The sequence below is a fragment of the Endozoicomonas elysicola genome (genome assembly GCF_000710775.1).
In the GTDB taxonomy this organism is placed as follows: domain Bacteria; phylum Pseudomonadota; class Gammaproteobacteria; order Pseudomonadales; family Endozoicomonadaceae; genus Endozoicomonas; species Endozoicomonas elysicola.
Genome location: NZ_JOJP01000001.1, coordinates 1,568,631 through 1,587,972, shown reverse-complemented (window position 1 = coordinate 1,587,972; position 19,342 = coordinate 1,568,631). Strand labels below are relative to the sequence as shown.

Sequence of the window (19,342 nt, the reverse complement as noted above, 5' to 3'; positions counted from 1 at the left end):
GTTAAGAACAGCTTTGCCTCTCTGAATAGTGTGTATTCAAACCGCCGCTTCTGCATCTTCCTCCCTATTTCCGGAAACATGTGCAGGCTGTTTCCGTGGGGCAGGCTTCCAGCTCCGTAACTGCTTAAGCATCTTCCAGCCACCCACCAGTCCCAAAACAGAACCGGCAGTCATCAACCCTGACATCGCAGCACCCACAACTCCAGCGGTCATTACATCCTGTCCAGTCAGATAGAGGCCTGGAATATCGGTTTTGGGTTTCAGCCAGTCCTGGGTGAATCGGTCTGGATCATGACTCAGCCCATAGATTTCTCCTTTTTTATAGAAACAGAAGAAGTCAGTGGAGAGTGGTGTGGAGAGTTCATAGTAATCAATCTTGCCACGCAGCTGCGGCAGCTTTTCATAGAGCACTTCAAGCAGACGTATAGAAAAGCCTTCTTTCAATGCATCATAATCTTCACCACGTTTCCCCCAGGTTTCGTCTTTCCACTGTTCAAACCATTCATATTTTGCTGGGGCCACAATTTCAATAGTGGCGCGATTGGGGTAACGCTCATCCCAGCTGGCATCCTTGGCCGATGGGAACGAGATATAAACAACCGGAAATGGTTGACTACTGTCTTTTAAAAAGACATCAACATTCTGGCCATGGTGCTCATCCTGATAGATCCAGAAGTTGGTCTTGGGTAAATCGAGGTTTTCTGCCGTATCGGCAATACCGATATACATACCCAGGTGGGTCATGGAAGGTGTTACCTGGCTCAGCTTATCCAAATAACCGGTCGCTCTTGCCGTGGATGCAGGCAGCAGGCGCCCAAACGTATTAAAAACACCCGCATTACTGATGACCCGCTGTGCGCGTATATCGGTGCCATCTTTCATTTTGACACCCACTGCCCGACCATTCTCAATCAGAATTTCGGTAACCTCTGCATAGGTGAACAGCTCTCCACCACTGGCCTGAATCTGGGGAATCATGGTTTCGGCTATGCGTGAAGCTCCACCAACCGGGTAGTAACCACCAAACATGTAATGTCTGGCAATCAGGGCATGCACCATAAAGCTGGACTGCTCCGGTGGCAGACCATTATCCCCCCACTGCCCAGTGAGTACCGCAATCAATTTTTTATTGCTGGTCAAGCGACTGAGTACATCAATCGTCGGTTCATTAAAAAACGACGGCAGCTTTCCTTTTCCCACCAAGCGCATGGCTTTATTGAGCCAGCCCGGCAACAGTTTCTGTGCCGAAAAGGCGGGCATGGCATTGGACACTTCTTTGAGCAGATTAAGGTACTGATCGATGGCGTCAGTTTCATCCGGAAAGTATTGAACCATTTGCTTTCGGAAGGCGTCTTTACCTCGGATCAGGTCATACTGATCATCCCCCAGATAAAACCGATCATAGTTATCAGCCATGGGTGACCACTGGAGCTCTCCATCGGTCAGGTAACCAAACAGCGTTCCTGCCATGGTCTTCGAGTTACCCACATCCCCAACATAGTGAACCCCCACATCCCACTCATAGCCATTGCGACTATAACTGTGACTGAAGCCACCAGCGGTGTAATGCTGCTCAAGCACCAGTACTTTCTGCCCAGCCTTGGAAAGACAGACGGCAGCGGCCATACCACCAGGGCCTGAGCCAATCACAATCGTGTCATAAGGTCCTTCCAGCCGATTACTGCGATAACGGCGCCCGATTCGGATCGTACTGGGTTTCATCCAATCACCTTTTTTTCTTATTATTCTATTTTGCTTAGCTGCTTTGGAGGCCAAGCCAATCAGGGAACAGTGTATGTTTTCACAACACAATGTGAAAGCAGTACGCAATATTGCATCTTTATAAAATGATATTTGCCCCAATTTATAGTCAAAACTGAATAATTAACGGGAAGTAAGATGTCTCAGTTACCCGAAAAAATGAGTGGCGTTGTTCTCACTGGGCATGGCGGACCTGAACAGCTGGAATATCGGAACGACCTTCCAATGCCAGTACCAGGTGATAGAGAAGTACTGATCCAGGTTTATGCGACAGGTGTCAACAATACCGATATCAATATCAGAACCGGCTGGTATTCCAAGTCCGGGGATCATGAAGAGGACGCAGGCTGGACCGGTGAAGCATTCTACTTTCCCAGAATACAGGGTGCCGATGTCTGTGGCGTGATCGTAGCTGTCGGTCCGGGCGTCAGTGCTGCCCGTATCGGCGAAAGAGTGTTAATTGAACCCTGCCTGCGTGAGAAAGACGGTAAGGCATTGGCCAATCCCTGGTACTTTGGCGCCGAGTGTGATGGTGGGTTTGCAGAGTACACAACCGTAGCATCCAGACACGCTTATAAGATTTCCAGCGCCTTAACGGCTGTTGAACTTGCCTCCTTTCCCTGCTCTTACTCAACTGCAGAAAATCTGTTGACCAAACCCAACGTTAAGACGGGAGATACCGTTCTGGTAACCGGTGCGTCCGGTGGCGTTGGCTCCGCTGCAATTCAGCTTGCCAAAGCCCGAGGGGCTCGTGTTATCGCCATTACCAGCCCGGAGAAATCCGAAGAACTTCTGAAGATTGGCGCCTCAAAAACCATTTCACGCTCTGACAGTGTGATCGATGCCCTGGGTATCAACAGTGTGGACGTGGTGATCGACCTGGTGGGAGGCAACCAGTGGGGAGAGCTTCTTGAGGTATTGAAGCCCGGTGGCCGCTATTCAGTAGCCGGTGCTATTGCAGGCCCTCTTGTTGAGCTTGACCTGCGAACACTGTATTTAAAAGACTTAAGCTTCTTTGGTTGCACCGTGCTTGAGCCGGAGGTTTTTGCCAACTTGGTTCACCATATTGAAGCAGGTGATATCAAACCGGTGGTCGCACATACTTTTCCGCTGGAGCAAATTGTAGAGGCTCAGGAAGTGTTTCTTCAGAAGAAGCATACCGGGAAGATTGTGTTATCCGTTGCTAAGCCATAATTGAGTGTTCTTGAAAAGAAAGGCTCTGAAAATACTCAGAGCCTTTGCAGGACAACTATATCAATACTCACTTTTAAAGGGGAAAAGCCTCAAGATCTGGCTCTACAAATAACTGGCGAGCTTCACCAGAAAACAGCCGCTCTGATGAGTAATGTGTCATCATGATCTGACTGTCCAACAGAATGTCGTTTGCATTAATAAAAGCCTCTGCAGAATCAGCATCTTTTGTTTTTTTCATAAAATAATAAACTGCCAGTAGCCAGCCTCTGGTTAATGTCTCATGGTACTTATCGACCGGATTTATATTATTGTGCTTCAATAACCGGATAAGAACCTCGCGTAGCTGCCGATTTGCCTCATCCACGTCACTTTCAGCCAGATAAATGTAGGCGAGTCTCACATGAGCAAGGTGATTAAACTCTGTAACCGGAATGCTGCACTCTTCAACACACTTTTTAAATCGCTGATCATCTGCTGAAATTTGATGTTTCACCCTTATCCCCCTATCACACAGTCTTCAGCCTGCCAGACAGGCTAATGAAGAAACATCATGCGCCCTGTACTTTTAGACGGGTCAATAGAAAACCATGTAATACTTTGCTGGTGACTGAAACAGGTACACTCGATAAGATCATTGATTTACCAGCCTTGGATCTGTAGTGAATGGAATATCAATTAAGCCCCTTCCAGCCCAATGGCCTGGGAAGTCTATGGAATATATTCCGACTGTCTATTCAACAACAGGGCAGAAATTCTTATACCTATGAGCAACCGAGAGAAGCGGGAACTGAGTGGTATTTCGATCTCCCGCGACGCCATGATACTTGATCAAAATGACTCTACTGACAAGTATACCCCCCATCGACAGGAACCAATGCGCCAGTCATAAAGCTGTTTTCTGAAGACAGCAGATAACAAGCGAGGCTGGCAATTTCCGATGGCTTGGCAATTCTTTTAATTGGCTGAGCATTTTCCAACATTTGGAGAATTTCAAGCTCGCTTACACCAGTCAATTGATTGAACTCCCCAACCGCCCTTTTCAAAATTCCTGTTTCACACGTTCCTGGGCAAATACAATTCACCCTGATATTGAATGGCGCATAATCAATAGCAGTACTTTTAGTGAGCTGAGCAACGGCTCCCTTACTCATACCATAGACAGAACTGCTACCCTTACCAACAAAAGACTGGTCCGAACCCATAAGCAGAATGGATCCACTCTCCTGCTTTCTCATTACTGGAAGCACTGCTTTTAACAGGTAAAAGATACCGAAACAATTAATACTGATGACTTTCTCCATATCTTCAATAGCAGTCTCTTCAATCGTTCCAAATTTATGAATGCCGGCATTGGCAAAGAGAGCATCAATTTTTCCTTCAGCAGCTATGACACTTTGCACAGCATTCTGAATCTGCTCAAAGCTGGACACATCACAGTGAATAAATTTTGAGGCTACGGCTTCTGACTCAGCTATATCCAGGTTATAAACTCTGGCTCCCTCACTGGACAGCCTTTGCCCTGTTTCAAAACCAATCCCCGAAGAGCCACCAGTAACAATTGCAACTTTATTATCAAATCGCATGACAACCCCTCTCTCACTGAGAAAGGCTCAAGAATAGTCACAGTATTTCATTTCAGCCATCTGCATACAGTCTGGTATGCTTGCCTGCGATAATACGTTCGCTGGTTCAATAATAATCACTAACAGGTTGTTACGTTGTCTGCATATCTTTCCGGTTTCTCTCTCAGCTTGTCACTAATCCTGGCAATTGGCTCTCAAAATGCCTTTGTTCTGAAGCAGGGAATAAAAAAACACTATGTCTTTCTGGTCTGTCTGCTATGTGCATTTTCCGACGCACTGCTGATCTCCCTGGGCGTTGCTGGCTTTGGTGTGGTCGTTGAGCAGTTCCCGGAAATTGAGGTTTTTGCCCGCTATGGGGGCGCTGTTTTTCTTATTGTCTATGCCCTGTTGAGCTTTCGCTCAGCCTTTACGGAAACCCATGCCCTTGATGAGAATGCCAGTGTTCCCCGGTCGATATGGAAGACCATGGCTGTCTGTCTCGCTTTTACCTGGCTGAATCCTCATGTTTATCTGGATACCGTAGTACTTCTGGGTTCCATCTCAACCCAGTATGAAGGTCAGCAACTGGAGTTTACGCTGGGAGCCATCACCGCCTCCTTCGTGTTCTTCTTTAGTCTTGGCTACGGCGCAAGGCTTCTCAGCCCTCTGTTTCAAAACCCGAAGTCATGGAAGTTTCTGGAATTCTTTGTGGGCCTGACCATGCTAACCATTGCCAGTTCACTGGTACTCACCTGAATTGTTTTTCTTCAACACATCACTTGACCTGACTATAGCTTCATAGTTTATCTTGCCTGCCATCCAGAATGAGTCAGGCGCACATGAATGTATCGAATATCAGAACTGGCTGAACAGATAGGTTTGTCTCGAGCCACACTCCTCTATTACGAGAAGATTGGACTGATCAAAGGCAGGCGGCAGGCTAATGGCTATCGCATATACAGTGATCGAGATGTCCAGCGGCTCCACCTGATCCAACAGTTACAGGCGGGCGGATTGACGCTGAAAGAGTGTCAGGCCTGCCTCGATGCAAAAGTTGAACGACAAGTACTGTTCAACCGACTCCATCAGCTTGATGAAGAGATTGCACAAAAGCAGCAGTCACGACAGTTACTGGCTGCCCTGCTGGGTGAAGGTGAGCTTACTGCATGGCATGAGCAGGTCGATAAAATTGCACCTGACGCCCATCTGGATTGGTTAATAAAACAGGGCTTTGATGAGAAAAATGCCCTGCGATTGAAGTGGTTATCAAAAGATATGAACAGTCATCAAGCGTATATGGCCGATTTCATGCGTGTTTTTGACACGCTGGACCGATGGGGGCCTGGCTCAGAAGCAGAAACCCTGAAAGCCCTGGCACAAGTACCCGTATCCCCAAAAGCCATTCTTGAACTGGGCTGTGGTAGAGGTATCGCCACAACAGTACTGGCTCAGAACTGTAATGCGCATATCACGGCCGTTGATAATGATGAACCGGCATTAAACCGCCTGATGGATCGAGCCAGAGCGACTGGTGTGGCCGAACGCATCACTACCCGTTGTGCCAGTATGACGGATCTGCCTTTTGAACCAGAGAGCTTTGACCTTATCTGGGCCGAGAGCAGCGCCTATGTAATCGGAGTCACCAATGCTCTGAAGCAGTGGCGCAAACTGCTAAAACAAGAAGGGGTACTCGTCATCAGTGACCTGGTCTGGCAAACACCGACGCCAAAAGAAGATGTCAGAGCTTTCTGGGAAAAAGAGTACCCAGACCTGGTAACGGCAGAAGAACGTTCACAACAGGCAATGGAAGCAGGCTACCGGGTAATTGACAGCTTTGCCTTAAGCAGGCAGGCCTGGCAAGCCTACTACGAACCTCTTGAGATGCGGGTCAATGACTTGAAAGCCGAAATGGCTGACTCCGCCGCATTGAGAGATATACAGACCGAGCTGAACATTTACCACAACTACCTTGGGCAGTATGGCTATCAAATGTTTGTGCTACAGCGCTCAGAAACGATGTAATTGATTTGGAGGTATGGAAACGTGGAGTTTTCAGTTTATAACCCAGGCGAAATTGACGAGATCAGAAACCTATTTACCAGGACGTTTACTGACTCAGAAAACGAAGCGGAAGGAACCATGGTCGGTAACCTGGCCTATGAGGTAATGAATACAACGGACAGCAATGACCTCTTCGTTTTTGTTGCCCGGGATCATAGTCGGCACCATGGAGAGCAGATTGCAGGCTGCATTATCTTTTCCCGGTTAACCTTTGACAGCCGTATCGATGCCTTTCTACTGTCTCCAGTTGCTGTCAGCACCGATTACCAGGGTAAGGGTACTGGGCAGGCGTTGATCAATTTTGGTCTGAGTACATTAAAAGACAATGGCACAAAGTTGGTATTCACTTACGGTGACCCTAATTATTACTCCCACACAGGATTTGGACCTGTCAGTGAAACCGTGATCAAGGCGCCACTGCCTTTGTCCCACCCGGAAGGTTGGTTAGGCCAGTCACTGGTTAGTAAGGAAATTGAGCCAATTGATGGCAAACCACGATGCGTTCAGGCGATGAATAAGCCCGAAATCTGGTAATCACCGGTCAAGGGTGCTCAGCAGGCTGCCTTTTTTCTCCAGGAGCCTGTCGGACTTAACCGACCGTAGTGAGAAAAAGTCCGACAAGCTCCTAACAATAATCACAGGCAATTTGAGCCGCCAGCCGAACATTACTTTTCAGTAACTCAATATTGGTTGCCAATGATCGACCTTTAGTAGCGTAATGCAATCGTTTAATCAGCCAAGGAGTAATAGCTTTGCCAGCAACGCCTTCAACAGTCATTTCCTTAAAAGAGTGTTCCAGAATGCTCTCCACTTCTTCTAAAGTAAGTGACAATGACTTATCGACCGGGTTGGTAATTAAAACGCCACCATCCAGCCCAAGAGACCAGCGGGTACGAAGAATATTGGCTATATCCACAGGGCTATCAGCACGACAATCCACATTCCATTGAGTTTCTCTGACGTAGAAGCCAGGTAGTTTGTCAGTACCGTAACCAACAACAGTAACGCCCATCGTTTCCAGGTACTCCAACGTCAGCCCAAGGTCCAGAATGATTTTAGGGCCCGAACAAACCACCGCTACCGGTGTTCTGGCCAGCTCCTGCAGGTCTGCAGAAATATCAAAGGTTTCCTTAGCACCCCGGTGAACACCACCAATCCCTCCTGTCGCAAAAATGCGTATACCGGCCTTCGCGGCAATGATCATTGTGGATGCAACCGTGGTTGTTCCATTCTCTCCCTTGGCCATCAGCCAGGGTAAATCCCTTCGACTGACTTTATGCATCGCCTGACTGTGGCTTCCGATATAGTCAATTTCTGCTTCTGAGAGGCCTGCTTTCAGACGACCATTCAGAATGGCCGTCATTGCAGGTACAGCACCCGCATCCCGGATGATTTTCTCCACTGCATGAGCCGTTTTCACATTTTCAGGCCAGGGCATGCCATGACTCAGAATGGTTGTCTCCAGTGCGACAACCGGCTGGCCTCTGGCCAGAGCTTTCGAAACTTCAGGGCTGATATCAAGGCATTGTAACGACATGGCGGTCTCCAAAAGTATGATTCGACAACAAGCGTAGTGAATGATTTCTGCAATGCCTTTCCAGCCACTGGAAAGTCTGTGTGATGAACCAAGAAATCACAGAAGTCTTCTCTTTGAACTTTTATATCCTGCGATAATTTGCCTGAGCCACTGCTTCTATCTTCTTGGCACTGAACAGGCAATAGCTACAAAACGATAGCCATCAGGGAACCTTCTTTGCGTCTTTGCGCCACTGCAGTAAGCCCTTCAGGCTTCCTTGTAACTTACCCTCACATTGACTCCAGAACATATTCAGGAAAATCGACAAATTTCATCTAAAATAATGCTTTAGCATAAAAAAACACCAATTTTTAATCCTAAGCGGGAACTTGTTCCTGATAAAACGTTCCAAGTAAGTAATGGGGGCATTAGTCAGCAGAGCCATTTCACTTTAACTTGAGTGGAGAGCAGAGCGTATGATGCAGAAAAGTCTTGCCCCCCAGATACTGATAGCCCTGATTTTGGGAATGGTCACTGGTATAACAATCCAGCTAGCGTCCTCCCCCGAAGGTATCATTCAGGAATACCTGGTCAGTGGCCTCTTTCACGCCGCCGGCGTGATGTTTGTGGCGATGATAAAAATGCTGGTTGTCCCCCTGATTTTTGTCTCCATTGTCCACGCCGTATGCAGCCTTAATGATATTACCCAGGTTGGTCGCCTTGGCGTCAAAACCTTTGGCATCTATCTTGGCAACACGCTGTTTGCCATCATTTCAGCCATTGTGATTACGCTTGTGATTGCACCGGGCACCGGAGCCAATCTGGGGCACGTTGATCAGTTAGTCCGGTCTGGCCAGTCTGAGCTTCCCTCATTGCTAGGCATGATAATTAATGTGGTTCCGGTAAACCCTTTTCAGGCCGTAGTCGAAGGCAATATCCTGCAAATTCTCTTTATGGCAATCATTACCGGAATTGCGATCAAAAAACTGGAAAATCACGAAACCCACAGTGTCAGCAATGCCTTCTCACTGGCTAACAGTGTCATGATGAAACTGATTGGCATGGTCATGAGCCTCGCTCCCTACGGTGTATTTTTCCTGACCGCCAAACTGGCCGCTACACTGAACGGCAGTAGCATTTTGAGTGTGCTGTCCTATGTGGTGACCTGCCTTCTTATTATGTGTCTCTGGTTATTTGTCATTTATCCAATTCTTATTGGGCTGGTGATCAAGCGTTCCCCGATGGTCTTTATTCGCCATACCCGTGAACAGGTGATGTTTGCACTCTCCACTGCCAGCTCCAATGCTTCTATCCCTATCACTTACCAGACACTGATTCAAAAATTCAAAGTCCCTGATCATATCGCTGGTTTCACGGTTCCCCTGGGAGCCACCATTAATATGTCTGGCTCTGCCATTTACATGACCGTAGCCGCTCTTTTTGTTGCCAACGCCTGGCATGTGGATCTGACCCTGCTGGAGCTTGGCACTATGGGGTTCACGACCTTTCTCCTGGCGGTTGCAACCGGTGGTATACCTGGTGGTGCAGCGGTATCTACCGGCGTATTGCTGCACACCATGGGGCTTCCCATAGAGGCTATGGCCATTATTCTCGCCACCGACCGGATCACGGACGCAGGCTGTACTGTCACCAATGTGGTCGGCAATACCGTTGCCGGCATTCTCTGCTCTGTTGGTGAAACTGCTCCGGAAGTCAGTGAAGACACTCCAGCAAAAAGCGAGAGTGTTGCTATCGATTCTGCCACGTTACAGGGAAAGCCCGACTTGTGTTAGAAATCACTTTCAGCCGGAATGGGGTAAAAACTGCTCTCATGACTAATAATGAACGTCCCTTAAAGACAAGGGCAATAAACTGGTATACTCTGCCGGTTATTTAATAATTGGGTATGGAGCATGCATAGATTACACGGCCTGTACGGTGTTACCGATAGTCAGCTGCAGCCTGATGACAGAATTCTGATCGAAACAGTAGAACAAGCTTTGATGGGCGGTATGAAAGTACTTCAGTACCGCGATAAGAGCCTGGATAGCGGCAAAAGGCTACGGCAGGCTGGAGCACTTAAGGTCCTCTGCCATCAATATCAAGCCATGCTGATCATCAATGATGATATTGAGTTGGCTCTGGATGTGGAAGCAGACGGTGTCCACCTTGGACAACAGGATGAGAGCCTTGCCTATGCCAGAGAGCGTCTGGGTGATTACGCCATTATCGGTATCAGCTGTGAAAACTCTCTGGAGAAAGCAAAAACGGCCGTAGAGCAAGGTGCCAACTACATTGCCTTTGGTAAATTCTTCCCTTCCCGCACCAAGCCAGATGCCAAAAATGCTGAGCTCTCGATTCTGTCAGAAGCAAGACAAATGTTTGACCTCCCTATAATCGCCATCGGTGGCATCACAATGGAAAATGCTTCTGACGTGATTACTGCCGGCGCAGATATGGTCGCCGTCGTCAACAACCTGTTTGCGGCGCAGAATATCAGGGAGCGTTCCCAGAACTTTATGACACTGTTTAACGACAACAGCCCTGAGCTTAACAAGCGCCGTAAAGCCGTATAAAACTCATCTGTAATCGCAAAAAAAAATTATTGCTGCTACAACATCGAGTTTAATCTGCACAGCATACATTAAGGAATTGCCACCATGTCTCGTTCTGAAGAGCTTTTTGAAGATGCCCAAACGGTTATTCCCGGGGGGGTAAACTCACCGGTTCGAGCGTTTAAAGGTGTTGGCGGCAAGCCCATCTTTTTCAAAAAAGCCCGAGGCGCGCACCTCTATGATGTAGATGGTAAGGAATACATTGATTACATCGGTTCCTGGGGCCCGATGATTCTCGGCCACAACCATCCAGATGTCATCGCCGCTGTGCGCGATCAGGCTCTGGCAGGTTTGAGTTTTGGTGCACCAACTGAGCTGGAAACCCGGCTGGCAAAGATGGTAAGGGAGATGGTTCCCTCCATGGAACTTCTGCGCATGGTCAACTCTGGCACCGAAGCGACCATGAGTGCCATTCGTCTGGCTCGTGGTTTTACCGGCCGTGACCGCATTGTGAAATTCGAAGGCTGTTACCATGGTCACTCTGACTCTCTGCTGGTAAAGGCTGGTTCCGGAGCGCTGACCCTGGGTGTCCCAAATTCTCCAGGTGTACCTGCAGCCCTTGCGGAAAAGACCATTACTCTTGCATACAACAATCTTGCTGAAGCAGAAGAGACGTTTAACCAGGTGGGTGATGAGATTGCCTGCATTATCATTGAGCCTGTTGCTGGCAACATGAACTGTATTCCACCAGCCCCTGGCTTTTTGGAAGGGCTACGTGCACTCTGCGATAAATACAACGCCGTACTTATATTCGATGAAGTAATGACCGGATTCCGTGTTGCTCTTGGTGGAGCCCAGGCCTATTACGGTGTGAAACCAGACCTGACAACACTGGGTAAGATTATTGGTGGAGGTCTGCCTGTAGGTGCTTTTGGTGGCCGTAAAGATATCATGAAACACCTCGCACCACTGGGGCCTGTCTACCAGGCAGGTACACTCTCCGGTAACCCTCTGGCCATGGCTGCAGGTCTGGCAACGCTCGAAAACCTCTCCACCCATGGTTTCCATGAAGCGCTTACAGAAAAAACAGCCCAACTGCTGAAAGGCCTGGAGGAAAAAGCCGAAGTCGCGGGCATACCTTTCACGACCTCGCAGGTAGGCGGCATGTTTGGTCTATTCTTCACTGACCAGAAGAATGTGGACTGTTTTGCCAAAGTAATGGCCTGTGATACTGACCGTTATGCCAAATTCTTCCATGGCATGTTGGATAATGGCGTATACTTGGCGCCCTCAGCATTCGAGGCAGGATTTATCTCCATTGCCCATGGTCAGGCAGAGCTGGATGCCACACTGAAGGCAGCAGAAAAAGCATTTGCCCGACTGAACTGATACAGCAGATACACAATGGGGGGATGACTAAAAATGATGATGTCACCCCCGTTGCTTATATTCAGATAGAAAATAATCTAATGGTTACGCCGTCTTGCAAACAATGAGTTCTCTGGCCATTTCTGATGCCGTATTGGCATTTGCCTGTCTGTTTGCCGTTTTTCTAATGGCTCAGCAAAAGGCGTTTTCAGAAGTACATCGATTGTCAGCTACAGCAGCGTTGCTGGGCTTCCTGCTAATGGCACTGGCATCCATTACCGGCAGTCTGCGCTATGGAATATCCACTGCATGGTCTGGCCCCCATGAGATGCTGGTTAATGCCGCGATGTTTCTGGCACCACCTTTGACGGGAATTGCCACCTGTCTTGGCGTAACAGTCAATAGCTGGAGTCGGGCAGCCTGGGGCCGGCTAATATTGGGGATATGCATCGTTTACGAGGTGTGTCGCTGGTATGGTGTAGATATCATATACCGTGACCTCCAGATGGCCGTACTGCTGGTTTCAGCTTTATACCTGCTGTTGCGTTCACCTGTAGAGTCCAATCCAAAATGGCTGATTATTGCCTCTATTGCCAGCTACTTTACCGGTGCACTGATCATCGGCACAGAAGGCACACTGGCAGGCTATCTTCGGCTTGATCTGTTTCGGTATCTGGTTGGGCTTGGCAACCTTCTGCTCAGCAGCGGGCTTTATCTGCTCTTTAAAAACAGGTATTCAAATAGCCAGGCATCCGCTTAATGCTAAATGTATTTCAACAGTGGCTGAAACTAAAAAGGGGCTTTCGCGCCCCTTCACATTAATCCCTGCTGGGAATATGTGGCATCACCGGAAAAGGCCTGACATTATCCCCTTTCGCTTCGGAAACCTTCCCAGTTCCTTCCTTTTCCACCTCATCAATACGAATAATGGTATTCAGAGGAATATAACTGCGCTTAACCCCTTCAAAAGCAGCCTTTAGCTTTTCTTCACTGGGATCCACCAAAAGCTGACTGCGCTCACCGAAGACAAACTCTTCGACCTCAATAAAGCCCCAGAGCTCACTCTGGAAAATCTGACGGGCGTAAACTTCAAACACTTCGCCCTGGTTTTGGAAGATCACACGGAAAATGGGGGTTTTCGCCATTGGGTTCTATTACCGCTCTAAAATACGGCTCGATCTATGAGGTTCGAGCTGACAATACGAATTCTGGGCGGGAATGATAACACAAAGCAAAACGCCATTGGCTTGCTTAAATACACTGGAAATGTACAAACCTGAGAGGAATTTTTATTCGTGATCACCTGACCATACTGTGCACTGACCACGACCAACCTGATGTAATCACTGTTTAACCGGACATATCATTGACTATCCTCCATGCTGCGGGGTAGCTATAATGCCCGGTTTATTCTCTTTAAGTAGTTGAGCAAATGGAATCGAATATTTCTGGGTGAGTGGATAGTTAGTATGCAAAGCGAAACGGTAGGAGCATGGCTGTAGCTATGTAACTACCGTTGTAACGCAGCAGAGGGACTGCCCAGTTACTCAGAAAATATGATTTCATCTGGTTAGCTGCTTATATATGAACAGGCTTAACCTCGCTGCAGGTTTGAGCCCTTTAAGGCACAAGCCAGTAAAGTGTGAAATGAGCAAAAAACTGTATATCAAGACACATGGTTGTCAGATGAACGAGTACGATTCAGCCCGCATGGCTGACCTGCTCGGTGAAACCCATACCCTGGAACTGACAGACAACCCGGAAGAAGCTGATGTCCTGTTGGTGAATACCTGTTCTGTTCGTGAAAAAGCCCAGGAAAAGCTCTTCCATCAGCTGGGCCGCTGGAGAAAGCTCAAGGAAAAGAACCCAGACCTCATTATCGGGGTCGGTGGCTGTGTTGCCAGCCAGGAAGGTGAGGAGATCCGAAAGCGTGCCCCCCAGGTAGATGTCGTGTTTGGCCCCCAGACCCTGCATCGTCTGCCAGAGATGATTGATACCAGCAAGGCCAATCATATCCCTGTCGTGGATGTGACCTTCCCGGAAATTGAGAAGTTTGACCGCTTGCCAGAACCCAGCGTTGACGGTCCGACTGCCTTTGTTTCCATTATGGAAGGCTGTGACAAGTACTGCACCTACTGCATCGTTCCCTATACCCGTGGCGCTGAAATCAGCCGCCCAATGGATGATGTTATTGCTGAATGCTATGGACTGGCAGAGAAAGGGGTTCGAGAGATCAACTTGCTGGGGCAGAACGTTAACGCCTATCGTGGTGAAAAGTATGATGGCACGGTCTGTGATCTGGCTGAGCTGATCACATTGGTTGCTGCCATTGATGGTATCGATCGTATCCGCTTTACTACCTCTCACCCATTGGAGTTTTCTGACAGCCTGGTGAACGTCTACGCCGAAGTACCGGAGCTTGTCAGCCACTTGCACCTGCCGGTACAAAGTGGTTCAAACCGGGTTCTTCAGCTGATGAAACGTGAACATACAGCAGACGACTACCTGAAAAAGATCCGTCAGCTACTGGCGATCCGTCCTGATCTGAGACTCTCTTCAGACTTTATTGTTGGTTTCCCCGGTGAGACTGATCAAGACTTTGAAGACACCATGAATCTGATTGCCGAAGTGGGCTTTGACGCCTCCTTCAGCTTCATTTTCAGTAAACGTCCTGGCACCCCTGCTTCTGATATGGAAGACAATGTTCCTGAGGAGGTGAAAAAGCAGCGCCTGAAAATTCTGCAGGACCGCATTAATCAACAGGTTATTCAGATCAGCCGCCGCCTGGTTGGCAGCACCCAGAAGATTCTGGTCACCGGTTATTCCAAAAAAGATCCAGGGCAACTATCCGGACGTACCGAGTGCAACCGTGTCGTTAACTTCCAATGTGCCGACCCTCGACTGATTGGGCACTTTGCCAATGTTGAAATTGTTGAAGCGCTACCCCACTCTCTTCGCGGAACCCTGTCTGGCTCAGAACTGGATAGTGTGGCCTGATCAACCTGTAGAAAAGAGGAGCTACCTGATAGCTCCTCTCTTTGCTTTCGGACAAAGAATCCTTTTTGGTTTTCATCCATTGTCCATCGTAATATTCTATTTGAATGAACAAGCAGTAAAGGCAAATAACTGACTTTGAATACCAACATACAAGGACAGCCCACTCCTGATAGCCACGGTACTGACCATAACGTCTGCCGTTTCTCCCTTGAGCCCGATGAACCACTGAGATTCGCTGAGCTTTGTGGACAGTTCAATCAGCACTTGAAGCAGATTGAAGAACGGCTTGATGTCATAATCCGCCATCGAGGCAACACTTTTGCCATCACCGGTGAAAACGATCGAGCAGACGTAGCAGGAGAAATATTAAAGCGCCTGTTCAGGGAAACAGGTAAGGACGAGCCTCTCAGTCCGAACACCGTTCACCTTTTCCTACAGGAATCTGCTGTTGAGTGGATTCATGAGGAACCAACTGACAAACTGATATCCTTACGTACACGCAAAGGTCTGATCACACCGAGAGGGCCTAACCAGCAGAACTATATAAAGTCCATTCTTCAGTACGACATCAATTTTGGCATTGGCCCTGCAGGAACCGGTAAAACCTATCTGGCAGTCGCTGCGGCCGTTCAAGCACTGGAAGAAGAGCAAATCCGTCGCATCCTGCTGGTTCGTCCTGCCGTTGAAGCCGGTGAGAAACTGGGTTTTCTACCGGGTGATCTGTCCCAGAAAATCGACCCTTACTTAAGACCGCTCTACGATGCACTTTATGAGATGCTCGGCTTCGAGCGGGTTGACCGGCTGATTGAAAAGAATGTTATTGAAGTGGCGCCTCTGGCCTATATGCGTGGGCGAACTCTTAATAACTCCTTTATTATTCTTGATGAAGCACAAAACACGACTCAGGAACAAATGAAAATGTTTCTGACCCGAATAGGCTTTGGCTCCACTGCAGTCATTACCGGGGATATCACTCAGGTTGACCTGCCAAGAGGTACCCGCTCTGGCTTAGCCAGTGCTATTGAAGTTCTTAAAGGTGTGGAAGGCATTGGCTTTACCTGGTTCACTGCCAAAGATGTGGTACGCCACCCCTTGGTACAACGCATTGTTCAGGCCTATGACCGCTATGACAAACTGACCCAACGACAACCTGAAAATAAAGGTTCCAGACCGGCAAAAAAACCGTCCACAGCGAAAGACTCTCAAGCAGCTGAAGACTCAACTGATGGCTCCCTGTCAGCTTCTGACTCCTCACCTTCCAAGGGTATGCAGTAATGGCCACGGTTCATATTGATGTAATGATCAACAGCTCCAGTTCACAGCTCCCAGACCAGAGTGAACTGGAGAAATGGGCTACCGCTGCCGTTGGCGAACATTATAAAGAAGCTGAAATCAGCCTGCTCATTGTGGATGAGGAAGAAGGAACCGAGCTTAACCGCCAATGGCGCGGGAAGGAGGGGCCAACCAATGTACTGTCCTTTCCTTCCGACCTTCCTGCCGAACTGGAACTCCCATTACTGGGCGATCTAGTCATATGCGTCCCGGTCGTTGAACGGGAAGCCATTGAACAGAAAAAAAGTCTCAATTCCCACTGGGCTCATATGATTGTTCATGGCACACTTCACCTGCTTGGCTATGATCACATTGAAGATCATGAAGCCGAAAAAATGGAGTCTCTGGAAACGGACATTCTTGGCCAGCTTGGCTATCCTGATCCCTATCAGGGTAATGAGTGAACCTGAAAATCTCCGAATGAAAGAGCAATGTTTCGTATTCAGTAAACCGCCCATGCTTTTAAAGCGTGGGCATAGCCATGAAGACAGAGGGCAATGAGCGACGACCATTCGGCGGATGATCATCCGTCACCATCCTGGATGGACAAACTGACCAGTATGTTTCATCAGGACCCCAAAGACCGGAATGCACTTCTGGGAATACTGAGAGATGCCGGAAGCCGCGGCATGCTGGATGATGAAGCACTGAGCATCATTGAAGGCGCTGTACAGGTTGCGGACATGCAGGTTCGCGAAATCATGATTCCCCGCTCCCAGATGGTCTGTGTTGATGAAGACCAGAGCCCCGAAGAATTTCTTCCCCAGGTTATTGAGTCTGCCCATTCCCGCTTCCCTGTCATTGGCGACACGAAAGACGAAGTCATTGGCATCCTGCTGGCCAAAGATCTGCTACCACTGATCCTCAACACTGGCAGCAAATTCAATATCAAGAACCATTTACGCCCGGCAACGTTTATCCCCGAAAGCAAACGCCTGAACGTTTTGCTCAGGGAATTTCGTACCAACCGCAATCACATGGCCATCGTTATTGATGAGTTTGGTGGTGTTGCTGGTCTGGTTACCATTGAAGATGTGCTGGAACAGATTGTTGGTGATATTGAAGATGAAACCGATGTTGATGAAGATACTTTCATCAAACCAGCCGATGATCTTGAGCATGCCTTCATTGTTAAAGCATTGACGCCCATCGAAGATTTCAACGAACAATTTACCACCAAATTCCCGGACGATGAGTTCGACACCATTGGAGGCATTGTGATGCAGGAGTTTGGCCATATGCCGACCCGCAATGAGTCGGTGGAAATCTCCGGTTTCCGTTTTGATGTATTGAACGCCGATGGTCGTCGAATTCGACTACTGCGGGTAACCCCCTGCTAATGCCTTCCGTTACTCCCCGTTCTTATGTGGAAGTAGTGCGATATCTGCTGTCTCTGGCAGCAGGTTCGGCTATGCCTTTGGGCTTCAGTCCCTTTGACTTATGGCCAGTTCCCATGCTGGCCGTTGGCACTGTATTTCTCCTGACCCGAACCTTGCCGGTCAAGAAAGCCACACTTTGTGGCTTTCTTTTTGGTGTCGGTATGTTTGGTGCAGGCACTTCGTGGATATACGTCAGTATCCATGAGTTTGGCGCAGCCTCTCCAATGCTGGCAGGACTGCTGACCGGACTTTTCGTGCTGGGCATTTCCGCTTTAATGATAATGCCAGCTTTCCTGCTTTACAGTTGGTTGAATCAACGAAAGGCAGAGCAGAGTAAATCCAACAGGCTTCCTCCATGGCAACAGGCGCTTCTGTTTTCCAGCATCTGGGTTTTGTTTGAGTGGGTTCGCAGCTGGCTGCTGACCGGTTTCCCATGGCTGTTGTCTGGCTATGCCCTGCTGGATACTCCTTTTTCAGCACTGGCCCCTGTTATTGGGACCTATGGCCTAAGCCTGCTAATGGTAACAACGGCTTGCCTATTGTTCGCCCTGGTCATTCCTGCAAAGCAAAAACGAACGCCTGATATTATTGCGTTATTAATCTCTCTTGGGTGCTGGGGTCTGGCATGGCCTCTGGCGCATATTCAGTGGACTGAAAAGACTGGAGAGCTATCGTTCAGTGCTATTCAGGGTAATATCCCTCAAAGTCTGAAGTGGGATCCTGACTTTATTCATTCCACCGTCAGCACCTACATAGGCCTTACTGAAGATCAGTGGGAGCAGGAGCTGATTATATGGCCAGAAAATGCCATTCCACTGTTTTATAACCGTGCGCAAGGCTTAATGACTCATTTGGATCGGCAAGCCCGGCAAAATAATACCACCCTGATTCTGGGCATGCCTGTGGACGATAACTCAGGCAGTGAAACTCGCTACTACAACAGTATTCTGTCCATGGGCGACGGCTCTGGCCGCTATGACAAACAGAAGCTGGTGCCTTTTGGTGAGTATGTCCCAATGGAGTCAATGCTTCGTGGACTGATTGATTTCTTTAATCTCCCTATGTCGGATTTCTCTCAAGGACATTCCGAACAAGCCCTGATTCAGGCTGGAGATGTAAAAATTGCTTCTTATATCTGTTATGAAGTGGTCTATCCGGACTTTGCCGCACAGATGGCTCAGGAAAGCGGGCTGCTGATAACCATCAGCAACGATACCTGGTTTGGAAAATCCATTGGCCCAGTACAGCACTTCCAGATTGCCCGAATGCGAGCATTGGAAACCGGTCGTTATATGATCCGTGCTACCAATGATGGAATTACTGCCCTGATTGATGAAAAGGGTGATGTGGTAGAAACCATTCCACGCTTTACCAGTGGAGTGCTGTCATCTTCAGCTGAGATTCGGGAAGGCCAGACTCCGTTTATGGCTTTAGGATCCTGGCCTGTTCTTATAATTGCCCTACTAATGATTTTGCTGGTTATATACCGGAAGTCTTCCATAGATGGGCCAGACTAATTAGCTTCTCAGTGCAACTTTTTACTCCAGTCTCATTATTATTCTAGACAAACACTCCATAATCTTCTCAAAAGCGTATTACCCCCGATCATTCCTGGGA

The 19,342-nt window shown here is 48.3% G+C and carries 18 protein-coding genes; 13 read left to right on the top strand and 5 right to left on the bottom strand.

The window, feature by feature from the left end; translation table 11 throughout:
* Positions 1 to 36: 36 nt before the first annotated feature.
* Entirely contained in the window at positions 37 to 1,722 is a 1,686-nt protein-coding gene (locus tag GV64_RS06720) for a phytoene desaturase family protein (RefSeq protein WP_020580881.1), read from the bottom strand.
* 177 nt (positions 1,723 to 1,899) lie between these two features.
* On the opposite strand from GV64_RS06720, the gene GV64_RS06715 reads away from it, so the two are divergent.
* Positions 1,900 to 2,955, top strand: coding sequence for an alcohol dehydrogenase family protein (locus tag GV64_RS06715; protein ID WP_020580882.1), 1,056 nt, complete (start codon positions 1,900 to 1,902; stop codon positions 2,953 to 2,955).
* 73 nt (positions 2,956 to 3,028) lie between these two features.
* Here GV64_RS06715 and GV64_RS06710 read toward each other — a convergent pair whose 3' ends face one another.
* The gene (locus tag GV64_RS06710) at positions 3,029 to 3,448 is read right to left on the bottom strand and encodes a hypothetical protein (RefSeq protein WP_020580883.1); all 420 of its coding nucleotides are present in this window, start codon (positions 3,446 to 3,448) and stop codon (positions 3,029 to 3,031) included.
* Between the two features lie 346 nt (positions 3,449 to 3,794).
* Positions 3,795 to 4,538, bottom strand: a complete 744-nt coding sequence (locus GV64_RS06705; protein ID WP_020580884.1) for an SDR family NAD(P)-dependent oxidoreductase — start codon at positions 4,536 to 4,538, stop codon at positions 3,795 to 3,797.
* 135 nt (positions 4,539 to 4,673) lie between these two features.
* Here GV64_RS06705 and GV64_RS06700 point away from each other — a divergent pair, with 135 nt between their 5' ends.
* From GV64_RS06700 to GV64_RS06690, 3 genes are all read left to right on the top strand, one after another.
* A complete protein-coding gene (locus GV64_RS06700) occupies positions 4,674 to 5,273 on the top strand; it encodes a LysE/ArgO family amino acid transporter (RefSeq protein ID WP_020580885.1) in 600 nt (199 codons plus the stop codon).
* A gap of 87 nt (positions 5,274 to 5,360) precedes the next feature.
* Entirely contained in the window at positions 5,361 to 6,539 is a 1,179-nt protein-coding gene (locus GV64_RS06695; protein WP_020580886.1) for a MerR family transcriptional regulator, read from the top strand.
* A 21-nt stretch (positions 6,540 to 6,560) separates the two neighbouring features.
* Entirely contained in the window at positions 6,561 to 7,112 is a 552-nt protein-coding gene (locus GV64_RS06690) for a GNAT family N-acetyltransferase (protein ID WP_020580887.1), read from the top strand.
* A 91-nt stretch (positions 7,113 to 7,203) separates the two neighbouring features.
* Here GV64_RS06690 and GV64_RS06685 read toward each other — a convergent pair whose 3' ends face one another.
* Positions 7,204 to 8,115: a pseudouridine-5'-phosphate glycosidase gene (locus tag GV64_RS06685; protein WP_020580888.1), complete on the bottom strand. Its 912-nt coding sequence runs from the start codon at positions 8,113 to 8,115 to the stop codon at positions 7,204 to 7,206.
* A 455-nt stretch (positions 8,116 to 8,570) separates the two neighbouring features.
* On the opposite strand from GV64_RS06685, the gene GV64_RS06680 reads away from it, so the two are divergent.
* The 4 genes from GV64_RS06680 (at position 8,571) to GV64_RS06665 (ending at position 12,777) form a co-directional block, all read left to right on the top strand.
* On the top strand, positions 8,571 to 9,887 hold the full coding sequence (locus GV64_RS06680; protein ID WP_152553948.1) for a dicarboxylate/amino acid:cation symporter: 1,317 nt from the start codon (positions 8,571 to 8,573) through the stop codon (positions 9,885 to 9,887).
* Positions 9,888 to 10,007: 120 nt separating this feature from the next.
* Positions 10,008 to 10,670: a thiamine phosphate synthase gene (gene thiE / locus GV64_RS06675; protein ID WP_020580890.1), complete on the top strand. Its 663-nt coding sequence runs from the start codon at positions 10,008 to 10,010 to the stop codon at positions 10,668 to 10,670.
* Between the two features lie 84 nt (positions 10,671 to 10,754).
* On the top strand, positions 10,755 to 12,038 hold the full coding sequence (gene hemL, locus GV64_RS06670; RefSeq protein ID WP_020580891.1) for a glutamate-1-semialdehyde 2,1-aminomutase: 1,284 nt from the start codon (positions 10,755 to 10,757) through the stop codon (positions 12,036 to 12,038).
* Positions 12,039 to 12,132: 94 nt separating this feature from the next.
* Positions 12,133 to 12,777 (top strand): hypothetical protein, encoded by a 645-nt coding sequence (locus GV64_RS06665; RefSeq protein WP_152553947.1) that lies wholly within the window; start codon positions 12,133 to 12,135, stop codon positions 12,775 to 12,777.
* Positions 12,778 to 12,835: 58 nt separating this feature from the next.
* On the opposite strand, the gene GV64_RS06660 is transcribed toward GV64_RS06665, so the two are convergent.
* On the bottom strand, positions 12,836 to 13,162 hold the full coding sequence (locus GV64_RS06660; RefSeq protein WP_020580893.1) for a DUF1820 family protein: 327 nt from the start codon (positions 13,160 to 13,162) through the stop codon (positions 12,836 to 12,838).
* Between the two features lie 502 nt (positions 13,163 to 13,664).
* Between GV64_RS06660 and miaB the strand changes: the two genes are divergently transcribed.
* From miaB to lnt, 5 genes are all read left to right on the top strand, one after another.
* The gene (miaB, locus tag GV64_RS06655; RefSeq protein ID WP_020580894.1) at positions 13,665 to 15,014 is read left to right on the top strand and encodes a tRNA (N6-isopentenyl adenosine(37)-C2)-methylthiotransferase MiaB; all 1,350 of its coding nucleotides are present in this window, start codon (positions 13,665 to 13,667) and stop codon (positions 15,012 to 15,014) included.
* A 135-nt stretch (positions 15,015 to 15,149) separates the two neighbouring features.
* Complete coding sequence (locus tag GV64_RS06650) at positions 15,150 to 16,289, top strand: PhoH family protein (protein WP_020580895.1); 1,140 nt, start codon at positions 15,150 to 15,152, stop codon at positions 16,287 to 16,289.
* Positions 16,289 to 16,750 carry an rRNA maturation RNase YbeY gene (gene ybeY / locus GV64_RS06645; protein WP_020580896.1) on the top strand — a complete coding sequence of 154 codons (462 nt, stop codon included), beginning with the start codon at positions 16,289 to 16,291 and terminating at the stop codon, positions 16,748 to 16,750. The genes GV64_RS06650 and ybeY overlap by 1 nt, the downstream gene beginning before the upstream one ends.
* A gap of 93 nt (positions 16,751 to 16,843) precedes the next feature.
* Positions 16,844 to 17,686: an HlyC/CorC family transporter gene (locus GV64_RS06640; RefSeq protein WP_020580897.1), complete on the top strand. Its 843-nt coding sequence runs from the start codon at positions 16,844 to 16,846 to the stop codon at positions 17,684 to 17,686.
* Positions 17,686 to 19,242 (top strand): apolipoprotein N-acyltransferase, encoded by a 1,557-nt coding sequence (lnt, locus tag GV64_RS06635; protein WP_020580898.1) that lies wholly within the window; start codon positions 17,686 to 17,688, stop codon positions 19,240 to 19,242. Before GV64_RS06640 ends, lnt begins: the two co-directional genes overlap by 1 nt.
* Positions 19,243 to 19,342 lie beyond the last annotated feature (100 nt).